18 protein-coding genes and 1 pseudogene are annotated in these 17,818 nt (G+C 64.9%); 14 read left to right on the top strand and 5 right to left on the bottom strand.

The window, feature by feature from the left end; translation table 11 throughout:
* Window position 1 precedes the first annotated feature (1 nt).
* A complete protein-coding gene (locus tag ACFWCF_RS11985; protein ID WP_378489060.1) occupies window positions 2-1,150 on the bottom strand; it encodes a Rieske 2Fe-2S domain-containing protein in 1,149 nt (382 codons plus the stop codon).
* A gap of 189 nt (window positions 1,151-1,339) precedes the next feature.
* On the opposite strand from ACFWCF_RS11985, the gene hsaA reads away from it, so the two are divergent.
* The 5 genes from hsaA (at window position 1,340) to ACFWCF_RS11960 (ending at window position 5,322) form a co-directional block, all read left to right on the top strand.
* Window positions 1,340-2,515 (top strand): 3-hydroxy-9,10-secoandrosta-1,3,5(10)-triene-9,17-dione monooxygenase oxygenase subunit, encoded by a 1,176-nt coding sequence (gene hsaA / locus ACFWCF_RS11980; protein WP_378561247.1) that lies wholly within the window; start codon window positions 1,340-1,342, stop codon window positions 2,513-2,515.
* A 9-nt stretch (window positions 2,516-2,524) separates the two neighbouring features.
* Window positions 2,525-3,397 (top strand): 4,5:9,10-diseco-3-hydroxy-5,9,17-trioxoandrosta-1(10),2-diene-4-oate hydrolase, encoded by an 873-nt coding sequence (gene hsaD / locus ACFWCF_RS11975; RefSeq protein WP_378561245.1) that lies wholly within the window; start codon window positions 2,525-2,527, stop codon window positions 3,395-3,397.
* The gene (gene hsaC, locus ACFWCF_RS11970) at window positions 3,397-4,299 is read left to right on the top strand and encodes an iron-dependent extradiol dioxygenase HsaC (RefSeq protein WP_378561243.1); all 903 of its coding nucleotides are present in this window, start codon (window positions 3,397-3,399) and stop codon (window positions 4,297-4,299) included. The genes hsaD and hsaC overlap by 1 nt, the downstream gene beginning before the upstream one ends.
* Entirely contained in the window at window positions 4,296-4,907 is a 612-nt protein-coding gene (gene hsaB, locus ACFWCF_RS11965; protein ID WP_378489056.1) for a 3-hydroxy-9,10-secoandrosta-1,3,5(10)-triene-9,17-dione monooxygenase reductase subunit, read from the top strand. The genes hsaC and hsaB overlap by 4 nt, the downstream gene beginning before the upstream one ends.
* Before the next feature lie 133 nt (window positions 4,908-5,040).
* Window positions 5,041-5,322, top strand: a complete 282-nt coding sequence (locus tag ACFWCF_RS11960; RefSeq protein ID WP_378489055.1) for a DUF4193 domain-containing protein — start codon at window positions 5,041-5,043, stop codon at window positions 5,320-5,322.
* Window positions 5,323-5,654: 332 nt separating this feature from the next.
* On the opposite strand, the gene ACFWCF_RS11955 is transcribed toward ACFWCF_RS11960, so the two are convergent.
* Window positions 5,655-6,482, bottom strand: coding sequence for a hypothetical protein (locus ACFWCF_RS11955; protein ID WP_378561241.1), 828 nt, complete (start codon window positions 6,480-6,482; stop codon window positions 5,655-5,657).
* A 44-nt stretch (window positions 6,483-6,526) separates the two neighbouring features.
* Complete coding sequence (locus ACFWCF_RS11950; protein WP_378561239.1) at window positions 6,527-8,014, bottom strand: NAD-dependent succinate-semialdehyde dehydrogenase; 1,488 nt, start codon at window positions 8,012-8,014, stop codon at window positions 6,527-6,529.
* 112 nt (window positions 8,015-8,126) lie between these two features.
* Between ACFWCF_RS11950 and ACFWCF_RS11945 the strand changes: the two genes are divergently transcribed.
* From ACFWCF_RS11945 to ACFWCF_RS11915, 7 genes are all read left to right on the top strand, one after another.
* The gene (locus ACFWCF_RS11945; RefSeq protein ID WP_378561237.1) at window positions 8,127-9,368 is read left to right on the top strand and encodes an aspartate aminotransferase family protein; all 1,242 of its coding nucleotides are present in this window, start codon (window positions 8,127-8,129) and stop codon (window positions 9,366-9,368) included.
* Between the two features lie 18 nt (window positions 9,369-9,386).
* Window positions 9,387-9,884 carry a DUF3830 family protein gene (locus ACFWCF_RS11940; RefSeq protein ID WP_378561235.1) on the top strand — a complete coding sequence of 166 codons (498 nt, stop codon included), beginning with the start codon at window positions 9,387-9,389 and terminating at the stop codon, window positions 9,882-9,884.
* A 69-nt stretch (window positions 9,885-9,953) separates the two neighbouring features.
* On the top strand, window positions 9,954-10,421 hold the full coding sequence (locus ACFWCF_RS11935) for an SRPBCC family protein (protein ID WP_378561233.1): 468 nt from the start codon (window positions 9,954-9,956) through the stop codon (window positions 10,419-10,421).
* Between the two features lie 159 nt (window positions 10,422-10,580).
* A complete protein-coding gene (locus tag ACFWCF_RS11930) occupies window positions 10,581-10,973 on the top strand; it encodes a hypothetical protein (protein WP_378561230.1) in 393 nt (130 codons plus the stop codon).
* A gap of 449 nt (window positions 10,974-11,422) precedes the next feature.
* Complete coding sequence (locus ACFWCF_RS11925; protein WP_378561228.1) at window positions 11,423-12,994, top strand: FAD-dependent oxidoreductase; 1,572 nt, start codon at window positions 11,423-11,425, stop codon at window positions 12,992-12,994.
* Window positions 12,991-14,007, top strand: coding sequence for a DUF5914 domain-containing protein (locus ACFWCF_RS11920; RefSeq protein ID WP_378561226.1), 1,017 nt, complete (start codon window positions 12,991-12,993; stop codon window positions 14,005-14,007). Before ACFWCF_RS11925 ends, ACFWCF_RS11920 begins: the two co-directional genes overlap by 4 nt.
* 13 nt (window positions 14,008-14,020) lie before the next feature.
* Window positions 14,021-14,497 (top strand): hypothetical protein, encoded by a 477-nt coding sequence (locus tag ACFWCF_RS11915; RefSeq protein WP_378561223.1) that lies wholly within the window; start codon window positions 14,021-14,023, stop codon window positions 14,495-14,497.
* A 660-nt stretch (window positions 14,498-15,157) separates the two neighbouring features.
* On the opposite strand, the gene ACFWCF_RS11910 is transcribed toward ACFWCF_RS11915, so the two are convergent.
* Entirely contained in the window at window positions 15,158-15,574 is a 417-nt protein-coding gene (locus ACFWCF_RS11910; RefSeq protein WP_378561220.1) for a low molecular weight phosphatase family protein, read from the bottom strand.
* A gap of 53 nt (window positions 15,575-15,627) precedes the next feature.
* Between ACFWCF_RS11910 and ACFWCF_RS11905 the strand changes: the two genes are divergently transcribed.
* Complete coding sequence (locus ACFWCF_RS11905; RefSeq protein WP_378561217.1) at window positions 15,628-16,029, top strand: ArsR/SmtB family transcription factor; 402 nt, start codon at window positions 15,628-15,630, stop codon at window positions 16,027-16,029.
* Window positions 16,030-16,064: 35 nt separating this feature from the next.
* Entirely contained in the window at window positions 16,065-17,099 is a 1,035-nt protein-coding gene (arsB, locus tag ACFWCF_RS11900; protein WP_378561484.1) for an ACR3 family arsenite efflux transporter, read from the top strand.
* Between the two features lie 148 nt (window positions 17,100-17,247).
* Here the strand turns inward: arsB and ACFWCF_RS11895 are convergent.
* Window positions 17,248-17,817, bottom strand: a pseudogene (locus ACFWCF_RS11895) (MFS transporter); the annotation flags it as partial.
* Window position 17,818 lies beyond the last annotated feature (1 nt).

The raw sequence follows: 17,818 nt of genomic DNA, 5'->3' as shown, positions 1-17,818 counted from the left end.
GTCAGACCTCCGCTTCCTGCTTGCGCTTTTCCTCTTCTGCCGCTTTGCGCTCGAGATTCTCGGCGACTTCCTTCTCCCAGGCCTCGTTGGCCTTGGCAGTGTCGACCTCGAATTCGAAGCGTCCGGTCATCTTGTCGGTGACGTCGGCCGCGTCGACGTAGAACTGCTCGTACCAGCGGCGCAGTTGGTAGACCGGGCCGTCCTCGTCGCACAGCAGCGGATTCTCGATCTTGGTCTTGTTCTTCCAGATCTCGACGTCCTGCAGGAAGCCTTCGCCGACACCTTCGGTCAGTTTGGCGGCCAGCATGTCGGTCTGCTCGGCGTTCATGCCGGTCGGCTTCTTGACGATGATTCCGTACTGGAGCATGAACGAATCGTGCGTGATCGGGTAATGGCAGTTGATCAGCACGGATTCGGTCTCGTAGCCCCCGTAGCTGTTCTTCAGCGGGTTGATCATGTAGGACGGGCCGTAGTACGCGGCGTACGACTCGAGCTTCGATTCCATGCCGTACTGGGTGGCCATGCCCTTGTCGGGGCGTCCGCGGGTGTTGAGGTACTGCTCCGCGACGTGGCCTTCGAAGACGTTCTTGAAGAACGTGGGAAAGGCGTAGTGGATGTAGAAGAAGTGCGCCATATCGACGACGTTGTCGATGATCTCGCGGCAGTTGGAACCCTCGATGACGATCTGGTGCCACGTCCAGTCGGTCCACTCGTCGGTCCCGTACTGCTCGAGTTCGGGGATGGTGACATTCTCCGGTGGCTTGTTGCCTTCCGGGTCGTTCCACACGAACAGCTGGCCGTGCTTCTCCATCGTGGTCCAGGCGCGGGTGCGGGCGAGTGGAGGAACGCGACGGGCGTAGGGGATATCGGTGCATTTGCCGTTGCCGCCCCAGCGCCAGTCGTGGAACGGGCACGCGATCGAATCGCCCTTGACCTCCCCCTGGGACAGGTCGCCGCCCATGTGCCTGCAGTAGCCGTCGAGCACCTTGATCTCGTCGTTGCTGTCGGCCCAGACCACGAGTTTGGTGCCGAAGGCCTCGACGGAGTGCGGCTTGCCGTCCTTGAAACTGCGACTCAGTCCGAGGCAGTGCCAGCCCCGCGCGAACCGGGTCCGTGTCTCTCCGACGTCGATCTCGCGAATCTGTGCCATCTCCGCTCACTTCCTTCAGGATCTCTTAGTAGAACACGTTATAGAATTTCGGCCGTGATCGAAAGGGAACGGGGACTTTGGTCCCGGTGGAACCTGTCGCGTCATCGAACTCCTCCGGTCTCGACACAAATAAGAACATGTTCTAGTCTCGAACCAAGCGATCAATTCCTGAACAGACGGGAGCGTCCAGTGGGTGACCACGACAGTCACGAGGTACTGCAGCGGATCGACGCTCTGCTGCCCAGCCTGCGGGAACGCGCGCAGGAGGCCGAGGATCTTCGCCGCATCCCCGACAGTTCGATCAAGGCGCTTCAGGAATCCGGGTTCTTCAAACTTCTGCAACCGGCGCAGTGGGGAGGGTACGAGGCCGACCCCGTCACCTTCTACAGCGCGGTGCGCAACATCGCTGGTGCTTGCGGGTCCACTGGTTGGGTGTCCGGGATCATCGGCGTCCACAACTGGCACCTCGCACTGTTCGATCAGCAGGCGCAGGAAGACGTCTGGGGAGACGACACGGATGTGCGGATCTCCTCGTCCTACGCGCCGATGGGTGCCGGCGAGGTTGTCGACGGCGGCTACAAGGTCAACGGTTCCTGGGCCTGGTCGTCGGGCAGCGATCACGCGACCTGGGTTGTCGTCGGAGGCCCGGTCATCAAGGACGGGCGTCCCGTCGACTTCGGCAGCTTCCTGATCCCGCGCTCCGAATACGAGATCGACGACGTGTGGAACGTGGTCGGCCTGCGAGGAACGGGCTCGAACACGATCGTCGTCAAGGACGTGTTCGTTCCGCGACACCGCTTCCTGAGCTTCAAGACGATGAACGATCTGGCCTCGCCCGGTCTCGAACGCAATACCGCACCCGTCTACAAGATGCCGTGGGGCACCATCCACCCCACGACCATCTCTGCTCCGATCGTCGGCATGGCGTACGGGGCCTACGACGCCCACGTCGAGCATCAGGGCAAGCGGGTGCGCGCCGCATACGCGGGGGAGAAGGCCAAGGACGATCCGTTCGCGAAGATCCGCATCGCCGAAGCATCCAGCGATATCGACGCCGCGTGGCGTCAGCTGTCGGGCAACGTTGCCGACGAGTACGCATGTCTTCTCGAAGGCAAAGACGTTCCGATCGAGCTCCGCCTGCGCGCCCGCCGCGACCAGGTGCGCGCGACCGGTCGTGCCATCGCCTCGATCGACCGACTGTTCGAGAACTCGGGCGCCACTGCGCTCGCCAACGGCACGCCCATCCAACGCTTCTGGCGCGACGCTCACGCCGGTCGTGTGCACGCTGCGAACGACGCCGAACGCGCATACGTCATGTTCGGCGGCGCGGAATTCGGTCTTCCTCTCACCGACACGATGGTTTAAGGATCGCCCGTGACTGCAACGCAAGAGATCACCTACGAATCGACGTCCCGCTTCGCGCAGGTCCGCGACGATCTGCGCCTGCACTACCACGAGGCAGGCATCGGGCACGACACGACGATCGTGCTGCTGCACGGCGGTGGCCCGGGTGCGTCGGGCTGGTCGAACTTCTCTCGCAACATCCCCGTGCTCGCGGAGAAGTTCCACGTCATCTGCGTCGATCAGCCCGGATACGGCAAGTCCGACAAGCCCACCGAGCACCCGCAGTACTTCGTGCACAGCTCGACCGCGCTGAAGGACCTGCTCGACCACCTCGGCATCGAGCGAGTCCACCTGCTCGGCAACTCCCTCGGCGGCGGCGCTGCAGTGCGTTTCGCTCTCGACTTCCCCGACCGCGCCGGCCGGTTGGTCCTCATGGGCCCGGGCGGGCTCAGCGTCAACCTGTTCGCCCCCGACCCGACCGAGGGGGTTCGCAATCTCGGCAAGTTCAGTTACCAGCCGACGCGTCAGAACCTCGAAACCTTCCTGCGGATCATGGTGTTCGACCAGTCGCTCGTCACCGAAGAACTGATCGACGAGCGATTCGAAGCAGCCAGCGCACCCGAATCACTCGCTGCCGCAAAGGCGATGGGAAAGTCGTTCTCCAGTGCCGACTTCGAACTCGGCATGCTCTGGCGCGACGCCTACAAACTCCGGCAGCGTGTCCTGCTCATCTGGGGTCGCGAAGACCGCGTCAACCCGCTCGACGGTGCGCTCGTCGCACTCAAGATGATCCCGCGCGCGCAACTGCACGTGTTCGGTGGCTGCGGGCACTGGGCACAGCTCGAGAAGTTCGAGGAATTCAACCGGATCACGGCGGATTTCCTCACGGACGGAGGTAAGTGATGTCGATCCGGTCCCTGGCATATCTGCGCATCGGCGCGACCGATGTGGGCGCCTGGCGCGACTACGGCCTCAAAGTACTCGGCATGGTCGAGGGCAAGGGCACCAACCCCGACGCCCTGTACCTACGAATGGACGACTTCCCCGCCCGCCTCGTCATCGAGCCCCACGACACCGACCATCTGCTGGTGTCGGGCTGGGAAACCGCGAACGCCGGCGACCTGCAGACGGTGCGCGACAACCTGTCGGCAGCCGGGGTTCCGTTCAAAGAAGGCACCGCGGAGCAGATCGCCGACCGCCGCGTCGACGAGATGATCGTGTTCCAGGATCCGTCCGGCAACACCCTCGAGGCGTTCCACGGTGCCGCGCTCGAACACCGACGCGTCGTCAGTCCGTACGGGCACACGTTCGTCACCGGCGAGCAGGGCCTCGGTCACGTGGTGCTCTCCACCCGCGACGACGAGGAGTCCTTGCGGTTCTATCGCGACGTCCTCGGCTTCCGTCTGCGCGACTCGATGCGACTGCCCCCGCAGATGGTGGGCAGGCCCGCCGACGGCAAGCCTGCGTGGCTGCGGTTCTTCGGATGCAACCCCCGTCACCACAGCCTTGCGTTCATGCCGATGCCCACCTCCAGCGGCATCGTGCACCTGATGATCGAGGTCGAGAACTCCGACGACGTCGGACTCGGGCTCGACCGGGCGCTGCGCAAGAAGGTCAAGATGTCGGCGACTCTCGGCCGCCACGTCAACGACAAGATGCTCTCGTTCTATATGAAGACGCCGGGCGGCTTCGACGTCGAATTCGGGTGTGAAGGACTGCAGGTCGAGGACGAGGGCTGGATTGCCCGGGAGTCGACCGCGGTGAGCCTGTGGGGGCACGACTTCTCGGTGGGGTTCCAACAATGACTGTCCCCACGGACGGCGACGCCGGTGCGTTCGAACAGTCGCAGGGGGTTGCGCCCCTCGATCCGAGGACGTTCCGTACCGTCCTCGGGCAGTTCTGCACCGGCGTCACCATCATCACGACGATCGACGACGACGCGCCCGTCGGATTCGCCTGCCAGTCGTTCGCGGCACTGTCGCTCGACCCGCCGCTCGTCCTGTTCTGTCCTACGAAGCAATCCCGCTCGTGGTCGGCGATCGAACGCAGCGGCCGATTCTGTGTGAACGTGCTCGGGGAAGAGCAGCAGGACGTGTGCGCCCGCTTCGGGTCGAGGGAGCCGGACAAGTTCGCGGGTGTCGAGTGGACGTCGTCGCCGCTCGGCTCACCCATTCTCGACGGATCGCTAGCGCACATCGACTGCACCGTGGAGACCGTGCACGACGGCGGTGATCACTGGGTCGTGTTCGGTCGGGTCTCCTCGCTGAGCGAGGTGGGTGACGAGCTGGGCCGGCCGCTGCTGTTCTACCGAGGCCAGTACACGGGCATCGAACCGGAGAAGACCACCCCGGCCCCGTGGCGCGACGATCTCGAAGCGTTTCTCACCACGGCCTCCGAGGACACCTGGCTGTAGTGACCGAAAGCTGATCCGAAAATTGTTGCCCATGTGATCGGGCATAAATCCTCACCGTGGCGTGTTGTGCTCTACCATCGGTCAACCAAGGCCGGTAACCGGCAGCCGCCAACATCCACGAACGGAGGAGCCCATGGCAACCGACTATGACCGCCCCAGGGTCGAAAGCAACGATGAGTCGCTCGACATTTTGGGCCCCGGCCGCAACTCCGCGCAGGCGGCGGTGGCGGACGTGGAGGAGGCCGATACTGCCGAATCGTTCGAGCTTCCTGGCGCCGATCTGTCCGGTGAGGAACTCACGGTTCGTGTCGTTCCCCGTCAATCGGATGAATTCACCTGCACGCGTTGCTTTCTCGTCCAGCATCGCAATCGCATGGCCGACCCCGCGGAGAGCGTCTGCATGGACTGCGCCTGAAGGGCGAGTGACCGATCTCAGCGCTGCAGAATTCGCGACGTCAGCTGCCGTCCCTGCTCGAACCACATGTTCGGCAGGGACGCGTGGCCGACCGCGGGTCCGATTTTCGGGCAACGCCGTGGAATCGGGGAACACCATGTACAGCTGATGGCGGGGGCCGAAACTCGGTCTTGAATGCCAGCAGTGACCGGAATCCGTACACGGGCTCGAGGACCTGACCCGCAGTCCCAGTACGGGCAGCACGAAGAGCCACCGCCGGCTCTGTCGAATGACGAGAATGCCCATCCCGACGACAGTCGTAACGGTGAAGATGATCGCCGCTGCGTTCGTGGTCAGCGGCAGATCCAGTCCTCGGCGTATCCGGAGTCGTTGTCGCCGATCAACCCGGAGCGCTGGGAGAGATGGCCGCCTGGACGATCACCGGCGACGCCACGAGCACAATCGCGACGACGAACAGATAGCCGACCATGGTGAAGACGATCCCGAGCGTCCCGAAATGTGCTTCGGAACTGGCGGTGACATGGGGTAGCACGACCCTGCCTCCGATACTCACCGCGGTGAGCAGTGTCGCGGTGAGAACACCCGCCCCGATCAGGACTCGGATGGGGACGAGACCTGATGTGAGCAGCGCCGGGCATGCCGTCCACACGCACACCCACGTGCACCAACTGGGCGACGACCGCGAGAATCGGTGACCCCAGCTGGTGGATCAGCCCGGTGGCCAACGCGGATGTCGCGACCAGAAGCAGTACCGCACACCACCGCCATGCATGGGACAGGCGCAGCACGGGTGTGGCCCAGATTTTCCCGTACACCCTGCCGAGCGCACGCGCGAACGACGTGCCGCTGATCAGGACCATCAGCAAGCCCACCGCACCGAACGCCGCGGCCTCGGATGTCACCTCGAACCCGTCCTGGACGAACGAGTTCGGATCGACTCCGAACGGGTCGAGCAGAGTCTCCCGCAGCGCGGCGCTATCGACGAGGACCGATGCGGCCATGATGACGGGCAGGACCGAGGTGAACAGCTGTGCGGCGAGCGTCATCGAGCGGTCGACGAGTTCGATCCTCCCGAGCCCCAACAGAATACGCTCTAGCGCACGCCCAGCCGGGTGAGTGTTCAACTCGGCGCGAACCCGCGCCACTTGTGCGGCCGGCATGAAGCGATCCTGCCAGGCATCCGCTCGTCGTGCGCGCCGATCGGTTACAGCGCTACGCCGATGTACTTGGTTTCGAGGAACTCGTCGATTCCGGTGAAACCGCCCTCGCGCCCGAGCCCGGACTCCTTGATTCCCCCGAACGGTGCGGCCGGGTTGGAGACCACGCCCTGATTGAGCCCCACCATCCCGGCTTCGAGGGCCTCGCACACGCGCAGACCTCGTCGCAAGTTCTCGGTATAGACGTAGGACACCAACCCGAAGGGGGTGTCGTTTGCGCGGCGGACCGCTTCGTCTTCGGTTTCGAAGGTACTGATCGCTGCGACCGGGCCGAAGATCTCGGTATGGCACATCTCCGCGTCGTCGGTGACATTCGTGAGCACCGACGCCGGATAGAAGAATCCGGGCCGGTCGACGGGAGCGCCGCCGAGGACGACGGTCGCGCCGCGCGTCACGGCGTCGTCGATGAGTTGCCCGACCTTGTCGACCGCGGCGCGGTTGATGAGTGGACCGACGACCACCCCGTCCTCGACACCGCGACCCATCGGCAGCGCGGACATGCGCTCGGTGAGGCGCCTCGTGAACTCCTCGGCGACACCGCGCTGGACGAGAATGCGGTTCGCGGCGGTGCAGGCCTGCCCGATGTTGCGCATCTTCGCGGCCATCGCGCCGTCGACGGCGGCGTCCAGGTCCGCGTCGTCGAACACGAGGAACGGCGCGTTCCCGCCGAGCTCCATCGAGGTGCGCATGACCGTCTTCGCACACAGTTCGAGCAGGTGCTTGCCGACTCCGGTCGATCCCGTGAACGACAGTTTTCGCGAGCGTGGGTCGAGGATCAGCGGGGCCATCACGTCGTCGGACTTCGAGGTGGTGACGACGTTGACGACACCGGGCGGAAGCCCTGCCTCGCTGAGGAGATCGACGAGGGCGAGCATCGACAGCGGGGTCTGCGACGCCGGCTTGATCACGCTCGTGCAGCCGGCGGCGATGGCCGGGCCGATCTTGCGGGTGCCCATCGCCATCGGGAAATTCCACGGGGTGATGAGGAGGGTCGGGCCGACGGGCTGCCGGGTGACGAGAAATCTCGATCCACCTGCGGGGGCCTGCATGTAGCCGCCGTCGATGCGCACGGCTTCTTCGGCGAACCAGCGGAAGAATTCGGCCGCATAGGTGATCTCGCCGCGTGCTTCTGCCAGCGGTTTGCCCATCTCGAGGGTCATGACGAGCGCGAGCCGGTCGACGTTCTCGAGCATGAGCCGATACGCGTCCGCGAGGATCGTCGAGCGTTCACGCGGTGACGTCTGTGCCCACGAATCCTGGGCCGCTGCCGCGGCGTCGAGGGCACGCATCCCATCGGCGGGGCTCGCATCGGCGACCGAGCACAGCTCTCGCTCGGTGGACGGGTCGACGACGGGCATCGTGCGGTCGGCGTCCTGCCATCGGCCGTTGATGAAGAGGCCCGTCGGGACCGTCCGGATGGCTGCGTCTTCGTTCTGGCTCAGCTTGTCGTTCTGACTGACCGCCTGATCGGGCATGGCATGCCTTTCGTCCGTTGCCTTCGGCCTCCGCCCATGTTATGCATATTGTCAACAATCCAACAATAGGATTGGGATTCGAAAATCGGTCGCCGAACCCGGGAGGGTTGTCATGACTCGACTGTCTCCACTGCTTCAGCAAGCCACGCCCGTCACCGTCGACCACGCCGCCGGCAGCTACATCTACGGCACCGACGGACGCAGATATCTCGACTTCACGGCGGGGATCGGTGTGACCAGCACCGGTCACTGCCACCCGCACGTCGTCGAAGCAGCGCAGCGACAGATCGGCTCGCTGATCCACGGCCAGTACACGACCGTCATGCACAAACCCCTGCTCGAACTCACCGAACGACTCGGCGCCGTCCTACCGGAGGGCCTGGACTCACTGTTCTTCGCGAACTCGGGGAGCGAGGCGGTCGAGGCGGCGTTGCGTCTCGCTCGCCAGGCGACCGGACGTCCCAACGTGATCGTGTTCCACGGTGGATTCCACGGCCGCACCGTGGCGGCCGCGTCGATGACCACCTCGGGCACGCGATTCTCCGCGGGATTCAGCCCCTTGATGGGCGGGGTGCACATCGCTCCGTTCCCCAACGCCTACCGATACGGATGGACCGAAGATCAGGCCACCGATTTCGCATTGAAGGAACTCGACTACCTCTTCGCGACGGTCACCTCACCCGCCGAAACTGCGGCGTTCATCGTGGAACCTGTTCTCGGTGAAGGCGGTTACGTGCCGGGCAACACCCGATTCTTCCAGGGCCTGCGCGAGCGCGCCGACCGGCACGGCATCCTCCTCGTCTTCGACGAGATCCAAACCGGATTCGGGCGCACCGGAAAGTTCTTCGGACACCAGCACTTCGACACGCGTCCCGACGTGATCACCATCGCGAAGGGCCTGGCCAGCGGCTTCCCGCTGTCGGGGATCGCGGCCTCCGAAGAGCTCATGGCCAAGGCGTGGCCCGGGTCCCAGGGTGGAACCTACGGCGCCAATGCCGTGTCGTGTGCGGCAGCGGTCGCGACCCTCGACGTCATCGAGAAGGAAGGGCTCGTCGAGAACGCCGCGTCGCGCGGCAGCGAACTGCTCGACGGTGCGCGCTCACGGGCCACCGACGCCGTGGGGGACGTGCGGGGCTTGGGACTGCTGGTGGGCAGCGAGTTCGTCAGCGCGGACGGCACGCCCGATCACGAACGAGCCGCAGCCGCACAGAAACTCGCAGCATCGAAAGGGCTGCTTCTCCTGATGTGCGGCGCATACATGAATGTCGTGCGGATGATCCCGCCACTCATCGTCACATCCGAACAGATCGAGGACGGCCTCGGGATCTGGTCCGAGGTGCTCTCCGAAATCTGATCGCGCTCAGGAGTTTCTGTGGCCCGCTACATCACGATCACGCTCGACAAGCGAGGTATCTCCTGCCGCGCAAAACTTCTCGACGCCGAAGCGCCGCTCACATGTGAGGCAGTGTGGAACGCTCTGCCGCAGAGCGGCGCGGCGTTCCACGCGAAGTACGCACGCAATGAGGTGTACACCCTCGTGCCCCGGATCACGACGGCACCCCATCGTGAAAATCCCACGGTCACACCTATTCCCGGAGATGTTTGTCTCTTCGACTTCGAGCCGTGGGAGATCGGCAACCCGGCATACGGATACGAACCGGGATCCGAGGCCCACCACGAGCAGGGGGCCACCGATCTGGCGCTGTTCTACGGACGCAACAACCTGCTCATCAACGGCGATGTGGGCTGGGTGCCGGGAAACGTGTTCGCGACCATCGTGGACGGACTGTCCGACCTCGCGGTCGCATGCAACGACCTGTGGATACAGGGGGTGGTGGGGGAGACGTTGAGCTTCGCCCGGGAACGGTAGGTCGGCGGATTCGGCTCGAGTCGGGGCCGTTCTGCTCCTTCTGGAGCCGAGCAGGGCAAGATAGCGCCCATGCAGACCTTGCCTTTGATATTGGAGTCCTCTGTCGTCGTACGTGCTACCCCGGAGGAGGTGTACGCGCTCGTGTCGGATGTGACGCGGACGGGTGAGTGGTCGCCGGTGTGCGCGGAGTGCTGGTGGGATTCGGATCAGGGGCCTGAGGTCGGTGCTTTCTTCACCGGGCGGAACGTGACCCCGGACCGCACCTGGGAGACACGCTCGGAGGTGGTCGTTGCCGCCCCGGGCAGGGAGTTCGCGTGGTCGGTCGGCCCCGGTGTCGTGCGCTGGAGTTACTTCATGGAACCCGTCGATGCGGGTACGAAGTTGACGGAGACGTGGGAGTTCGGCGAGGCCGGAAGGAAGTTCTTCGACGAACGCTTCGGTTCTGACGCTACCCAGGAGATCGCGGCGCGGGAAGCGGCTGCCAGGGAAGGCATCCCCGCGACGCTCGCCGCGATCAAAAGGATCATCGAGGGCTGAAGCCCTGCCGGAGTCCCGGTCGGGTGTCGACACCGGCCAGGGCTGTCCTGATGAGAGCTGTTGCCTTCCGATGGTGACGCCTGTGGATCTGGTCAGCGGGTGGAGAACGTGGACGGCATTGGGCGTGTGATTTACCGTGTGATCAGGAGGTGGATTGTAATGGCAACTGCACACCCACGACCCGACCTCGCCGCCTACAACGACGCCGCCCGTATGTCTCAATCGGAGCTGGTCACGGCGCTGCGTGAGCTGCTCGGTGCCAAGTTTGTCGCGTATCTCGGGAAGGTGAAAGAGACCCGGGCTGTACGCCAGTGGGCCGAAGGTACTCGCACCATCAACAATGAGACCGCCGTCGAACGCCTCCGCATCGCCTACCGCGCCGCCCGTCTGATCGCGGAACGCGACACCCCGGCAGTGGCCCAGACCTGGTTCCAGGGCCTGAACCCGATCCTCGATGACCGTCCGCCGGCGCTGCTGTTGCGCGAGGGTGATCTCCCCGACGTCGGACCGAAGGTCCTCGCGGCTGCGCGTCAGTTCGCGGCGGTCGGATGAACGCAGCCGCCCGCACGTTGGTCCCCACCTCTCGCGGCGATGTCTGCTGCGCCCAAGTCCGGGGAGCTGCCGCCTACCGCGTCGGCTACCCGCCGACCTCGTGGGAGTGGACGCCGTGGGAGTTCGCGACCGATGGCCGCTTCACCGGCCGTTGGGATGATCCTGCGGGTCCGAGGTCGGCCTGCTCGTCGGCGGGGCCACTTCGACGAATGCACCAGTGACGCATCGCTTGATGGTTAGGATGAGTTCTGCACGGTCCATCCGAGTGCATTGCAGAACTCCTGCCTCCTCCTACACGCCGGGAAAGGAGAAGCAACCGTGGCCTATCCGATGTTCCGCCACCTCACCCCGCGACAGAGCGCACACCCCGTGAGCAGACCTACCGAGATGACGATGCTGCCCCATAGGGACAACATCACCCGGGGCCTGCCCCAGCAGGGAAACGTACCGTGACCGTCCGCGTCGGCAGTGACCCGCGCGCCGTGCGACATCGTGCACGTCCCGGCGCAGAAAGCGCCGGTCAGCTTGCGCAAAGGCCGCAGGTCGCGGTCGTCGGGGGTGGCATCGCCGGGTTGGCCGCGGCCACCGGGCTCGCCGAACGCGGCGTAGGCGTGACGCTGATCGAGCGCGCACCGTATCTCGGGGGCCGGGTCGGTGGCTGGAGCGAATCACTGCCCGACGGGACGCAGGTGGCGGTCAACCGCGGCTTCCACGCGTTCTTTCGCCAGTACTACAACCTGCGGCAGCTACTGGCCCGGACTGACCCGAACCTGGACCGGTTGACCCCGGTCGAGGACTATCCGCTCCTCGATGCACACGGCCGTCTCGACAGTTTCCGAGGGTTACCGCGTACCCCGCCGTGGAGTGCACTGCGATTCGCCCTGCGCAGCCCCACTTTCACGGTCCCGGATCTGATGCGGATCGATGCTCGCGCCGCCGCGCCACTGGCAGACGTCAGTGTGCCGGAGATCTATCATCGCCTCGACCACATCGACGCGGCAACGTTTCTGCAGCGCATGCAGTTTCCCGCCGCTGCGCGCCATTTGGCGTTCGAGGTGTTCTCCCGCAGTTTCTTTGCCTCACCCGGGGCGATGTCGGCGGCAGAACTGGCCGCTATGTTCCATATCTACTTCCTCGGTTCGGCCGAAGGGCTGCTCTTCGACGTGCCGACCGCCAACTACGACACCGCCTTGTGGAATCCGTTGGGCCGGTATCTGTCCGATCTCGGCGTCGATATATGCCTCGACACCACCGTCACCGCCGTCGAGACCGGCGGTCCGCGCACCTTCCGGCTGCACCACCGCGACGACGCCGTACTCGACGTCGATGCGGTAGTCCTCGCTCTCGATACCGCGGGGCTGCGCACACTGGTCGAGGCCTCGCCGGACCTGGGCGATGAGCAGTGGCGTACCCAGATTGCGCGTCTGCGAACCGCTCCACCGTTTCTGGTGCACCGGCTGTGGCTGGACCGTCCCGTCGCTGCACACCGGGCACCGTTTCTGGGTACCGGAGGCCTTGCGCCGCTGGACAACATCAGTGTGCCCGACCGATACGAGCACGAGGCCGCCACGTGGGCGCGGCGCAACGATGGGGCCGTCGTCGAACTGCACGCCTACGCCCTCCCCGAGGATATCCCGAGCCACGACACGCACCTGCGACCCGCAGAATTGACAGCGCAACTGGTGCAGCGGTTGCACGAGGTCTACCCGGAAACCGCTACGGCCCGCATTGTCGCCGAGCATACGCAGCGCCGATCCGATTGTCCGCTGTTCGGTGTCGGCGACTTTGCTCATCGTCCCCCGGTGCACACTCCGCACCCGCGGCTGATGCTGGCCGGCGACCTGGTGAGGATCGATCTGCCGGTTGCGTTGATGGAACGCGCCGCCACCACAGGCCTGCACGCCGCCAACTGTCTGCTCGCCACGTGGGAACTGGTCGGTCACGACCTGTACACCGTGCCCACTCGCGGTCGCAACACTGTGCTGCGATGGCTGGCCGCGACCGGAAACCGCCAGACATGAGCGGATCCGCTTCCGGCCCGGGGAAATGGCCGAACAATATTCCGCTGCAGCCTCTCCAGAAATTCGATTGGAGTGCGCAACGCCCCACACATCATGACGCAGACCCCGGACTTATCGCCGCTGTCCTCGACCGCACGCAGGCCCGCCCGTCGGGAAACTGGTTCGTCATCGCCGCCAGCGACGGGATCGGCACCGAACACCCGATCGGTGTCACGGTCGCCGGTGTGGAGCTCGTCGCGTGGCGCGACCGAACCGGACGCTTGATCGTCGGCCCCGGCGCATGTCCGCATCTCGGGGCGCCGCTGGCCCGCGCAGCACTCGACTGCGGTGCGCTGCGATGCCGCTGGCACGGGCTGCGTATCGCCGCCGAGGGGGTGCCCGGCTGGACACCGTGGCCAAGCCACGATGACGGTGTACTGGCCTGGGTGCGCCTCGACCACATCGGACGACAGACGCCGACCCCGGCGCCGATCATCGGCCCCCGGCCGCCTGCGCATGCACATCTGGCGGCCGTGACGACCATGGTTGGGGTGTGCGAGCCCGTCGACATCGTGGCCAACCGGCTCGATCCGTGGCACGGCGCATGGTTCCACCCGTATTCGTTCACCCATCTCGACGTACTGGAGACCCCTGATCCAGATAGCGGCGATCGGTTCGTGGTGGCCGTGACCTTCCGTGTCGGGCGGCGCCTCGGGGTGCCCGTGCGCGCTGAGTTCACCAGCCCGGAACCTCGGACCGTGGTGATGCGGATCCTCGACGGCGAAGGTGCCGACAGCGTGGTGGAAACTCACGCCACCGCGCTCGGCCCGGGCCCCGATGGACGGCCCCGTACCGCGGTGATCGAAGCGGTCCTCGCTTTTTCGCCTCGGAGCGGCTTCACCGCGGCACGTCGTGCTGCGCCGATGCTGCGTCCGTTGATGCGCCGTGCCGCAGCCCGGCTCTGGCGTGACGATCTCGCCTACGCCGAACGCCGTTACGAGCTGCGCACCACACAGGTACCTCCGCACAGGTGAGGCCACGGCTGCGATGTCGTTTGAAGTGCCTGCCGGCGGGAATACACCCTCGGTGAACAGCAATAGCGGCCGGCCCGACTCGGAACACCGCAGACCCACCGGTGCCGGCGACGACACCATCGCCGCGGTAGGCAAAGTATCGGAGGCTCTCGAATGCGTCGAGCGCGCCCGTGGACATCTCTACGACCTACATCAATTGATCGGGCACGCGGACCTGCTTCTCGAAGATGCCATCGGCATGCTCGAGGCCGCTGGGCACTCTGATCACGCCACCCGGCTGGAGCAAGAGATGCTCGGCCGCAACGTGATCAGTGGACGCTGGACTTTTCAGATCGTCGAAGACTTCGACGACAACTACTGGTCTGTGTTTCGCTCCGAAGAACGTCGGGTGCGGGAGGCATTGCAAGACGGCAAACGACATGTGTTCGAGTCGGAAATGAAAGAGCGGCGACGCACCGACGGTCACCCCGATCACACTGCTCGTCCGTGACCGCACGAGCGGTGCCGCCGGCTACGCTGCTGAACCGGCGGCACCTCGACCGAGGTGCACTTCCATGAGGACAACCCCGGCTGTCGCATGCGATACCCATTTTGCGTCACGGTAACCAAGTCGGTTTGCCGGTGAAGGCGTCGATGTCCTCATGGGAATATGTATCAGGGCGAACCCGGCCGCCGGATCTGGTCGACCGGAACTTCCGGGCCGAGTGGCCCGATGCTCTATGTCGCCGACTTCACCTAAAGGGAGGGGCATGCCGCGGTTCGCGTATGCGGCGTTCGTGATCGATGTGTTCGTCGGAACGATCGTTGGTTGGGAGGTGCCGACGTCCAAGGAAACCGTATTCGTGCAACGACAGGGATCCCACCTGCAGGCTGCGGGCGGCTCTAGGTAACCCGTTGCGCGAGGGAACTATTCATCACTCGAATGCGGACTCTCGATACGTGGCTGTGCGGTTCGGGGAAACCCTGTTCCTGCAAGGGCTTCGGCCGTCGATAGGGCCAGTGGCCGATGCCTACGGCAACGCCTTCGACGAGACGAGCAGTGGACCCCACCGGGCGAATGCGAGGCCGAGTACTACGCCGGACACCGTGCAGATCGCCCGGTTGCACACAATGACAGTGTGTGCATGAAACCCGGGATGGTTCAAGGTGCTCAGTGGGTCGCGGCGAGTAATCGGGTGGTGAGTTCGTCGACCCGGGTGGCGATGTCGTCGCGGACCAGGCGCATGCGCTCGATTCCGTCGATGCCGCGCTCGGAAGGCTCGTCGGTGTCCCAGTTCTCGACGGCCACGCCGGCGGGAGCGTGGACGCGGGCTTCGCTGCCGAGAGTGACCACCAGGTCGACCTCACCGAGTAGTTGCGGATCGATCGGCTTGGGGTGCTCACCGTCGATGGAGGCGCCTACCTCATGGAGGACCTGCACCGACAGAGCGTTCAGTGACGGCCCGGGGACGGTGCCGGCCGAGTGGGCGACGACGCGGTCGCCGGCGGTCTTGCGCATCAACGCTGCGGCCATCTGGGACTTTCCGCCGTTCTTCACACACACGAACAGCACCGAAGCAGTGGGCACGTGGAGGTCCCTTCCCATTTGACGACTGGATTGATAGAGGAAAATATAGACGGATGTCGAATCAGCTGTCGAGCGGGGCCGAGCCGTGCTGCCCGCCGCTCTCGCGCGAGCCCCTCACCTCGGATCGGTCCACAGACCTGGCCCGCATGTTCAAGGCCCTCGGTGATCCGGTGCGGCTGCGGATGCTCAGCATGATCGCCAGTCACCAGGGCGGTGAGAGTTGCGTGTGCGACATCAGCCCCGCGTTCGACCTGTCGCAACCCACCATTTCGCATCACCTCAAGGTGCTGCGCGAAGCCGGACTGCTCGACTGCGAGCGTCGCGGCACCTGGGTCTACTACCGGGTGATCCCGGCAGCTCTCGAACAGCTCTCTGCGGTGCTCGCCACCGAATCCGGGGTCCTGCCCGCTTCTGCCTGCACCCCGACAGCCGCTCTCGCGGGAACTCACTCGTGACCACCACGACCGAACACCGGTCTGTCGCCGGGAAGATGTCGGTCCTCGACCGGTTCCTCGCGGTGTGGATCGGCATCGCCATGGTCGTCGGACTACTGCTCGGTCGCCTCATACCTGGGCTCGGCGACGCACTGAGTGTCCTCGAGATCGACAACATCTCGCTGCCGATCGCGCTCGGTTTGTTGATCATGATGTATCCGGTGCTCGCGAAGGTGCGCTACGACCGCCTCGACACTGTCACGGGCGATCGCAAGCTGCTGATCTCCTCGCTGATCCTGAATTGGGTGCTCGGCCCGGCGCTGATGTTCGCCCTCGCGTGGCTGCTGTTACCCGACCTGCCCGAGTATCGCACGGGCCTGATCATCGTCGGCCTCGCCCGCTGCATCGCGATGGTCATCATCTGGAACGACCTCGCGTGCGGCGACCGCGAAGCAGCCGCCGTGCTCGTCGCGATCAACTCCGTCTTCCAGGTGATCATGTTCGCGGTGCTCGGCTGGTTCTACCTCTCGGTGCTGCCCGGCTGGCTCGGACTCGAGCAGACGACCCTCGACGTCTCGCCGTGGCAGATCGCCAAATCGGTGCTGATCTTCCTCGGCATCCCGCTGGTCGCCGGTTTCCTCACCCGCCACTTCGGTGAAAAGGCCAAGGGCCGCCAGTGGTACGAGGGCACGTTCTTGCCGAAGATCGGCCCGTGGGCACTGTACGGGTTGTTGTTCACGATCGTGATCCTGTTCGCGTTGCAGGGTGAGCAGATCACCTCGCAGCCATGGGACGTCGTCCGCATCGCTCTGCCGCTGCTGGCGTACTTCATCCTCATGTGGGGCGGCGGGTTCCTGTTCGGTGCCGCGATCGGTCTCGGCTACGAACGCACCACGACTCTGGCGTTCACTGCGGCGGGCAACAACTTCGAACTCGCCATTGCCGTGGCGATCGGCACCTTCGGTGTCACCTCCGGTCAGGCCCTGGCCGGGGTGGTGGGTCCGCTGATCGAGGTGCCCGTCCTTGTTGCTCTGATCTACGTTTCGCTGGCACTGCGTAAACGTTTCACCCGCTCGCCGGCGAACGCCTGACCGCCCCGACCCAGTCTCATGGGTGAGACCGGTGGTCGCTGTCCGTTCGTGATGCTCATCGATGAGCTCATCGATGCCGCGACGCTGGCAGAGCTGCGCAATCTGCTTGATCCGATGATCACAGCGCCCGCACAGAGTTGGCCGCAGGTCAGGCCTTGCCTGCGGCGGCACTCTGCACCGCAAGTTTCGCGAGACCGGCTGCATACAACCGCCTGCCGGCGAGCAGCGCCACGATCGCGAGCAAGTACACCAGTGGAGTAAGTTGCAGTGCGCCGACGAGGCCGAGACGGTCGGCGAGGATGCCGACGAAGAACGGTCCGGTCGCCAGCCCCAAGATGTTGTTGGCGACGGTCAGGGAGCCGAGGGCGGAAGCCCGCACCGACTGGTGCGTCAGGCTGGCCACCATCGCGGCAGTCGGACCGGACGAACCGGCAGAGAAGAACGCCCCGATCGCGATGAGTGTCAACTGTGCCGCACCCGGCTCCAATTGGAACGCGACCCCGAGAGAAGCCAGCGAAATAACGCAGAACACAATGGCACTGGACCACTTCGCGGAAGGGCTGTTGCGGCTGACCCGGTCGGTGATGAATCCGCACACCACCATGCCGGTGCCGATCAGCAACACGAACACCGAAGCGATCACACCTGCTTTGTCCGGGGCCATGCCGTACTCGCGGTTGAAAAAGCTGGGAGTCCACGACAACAGCACGGCAGCAGTA

The sequence above is a fragment of the Rhodococcus sp. NPDC060090 genome (genome assembly GCF_042729855.1).
Classification (GTDB): Bacteria; Actinomycetota; Actinomycetes; order Mycobacteriales; family Mycobacteriaceae; genus Rhodococcus.
Note: the sequence above shows the minus strand (reverse complement) of the source record. Positions and strands in the feature narration are given on the sequence as shown.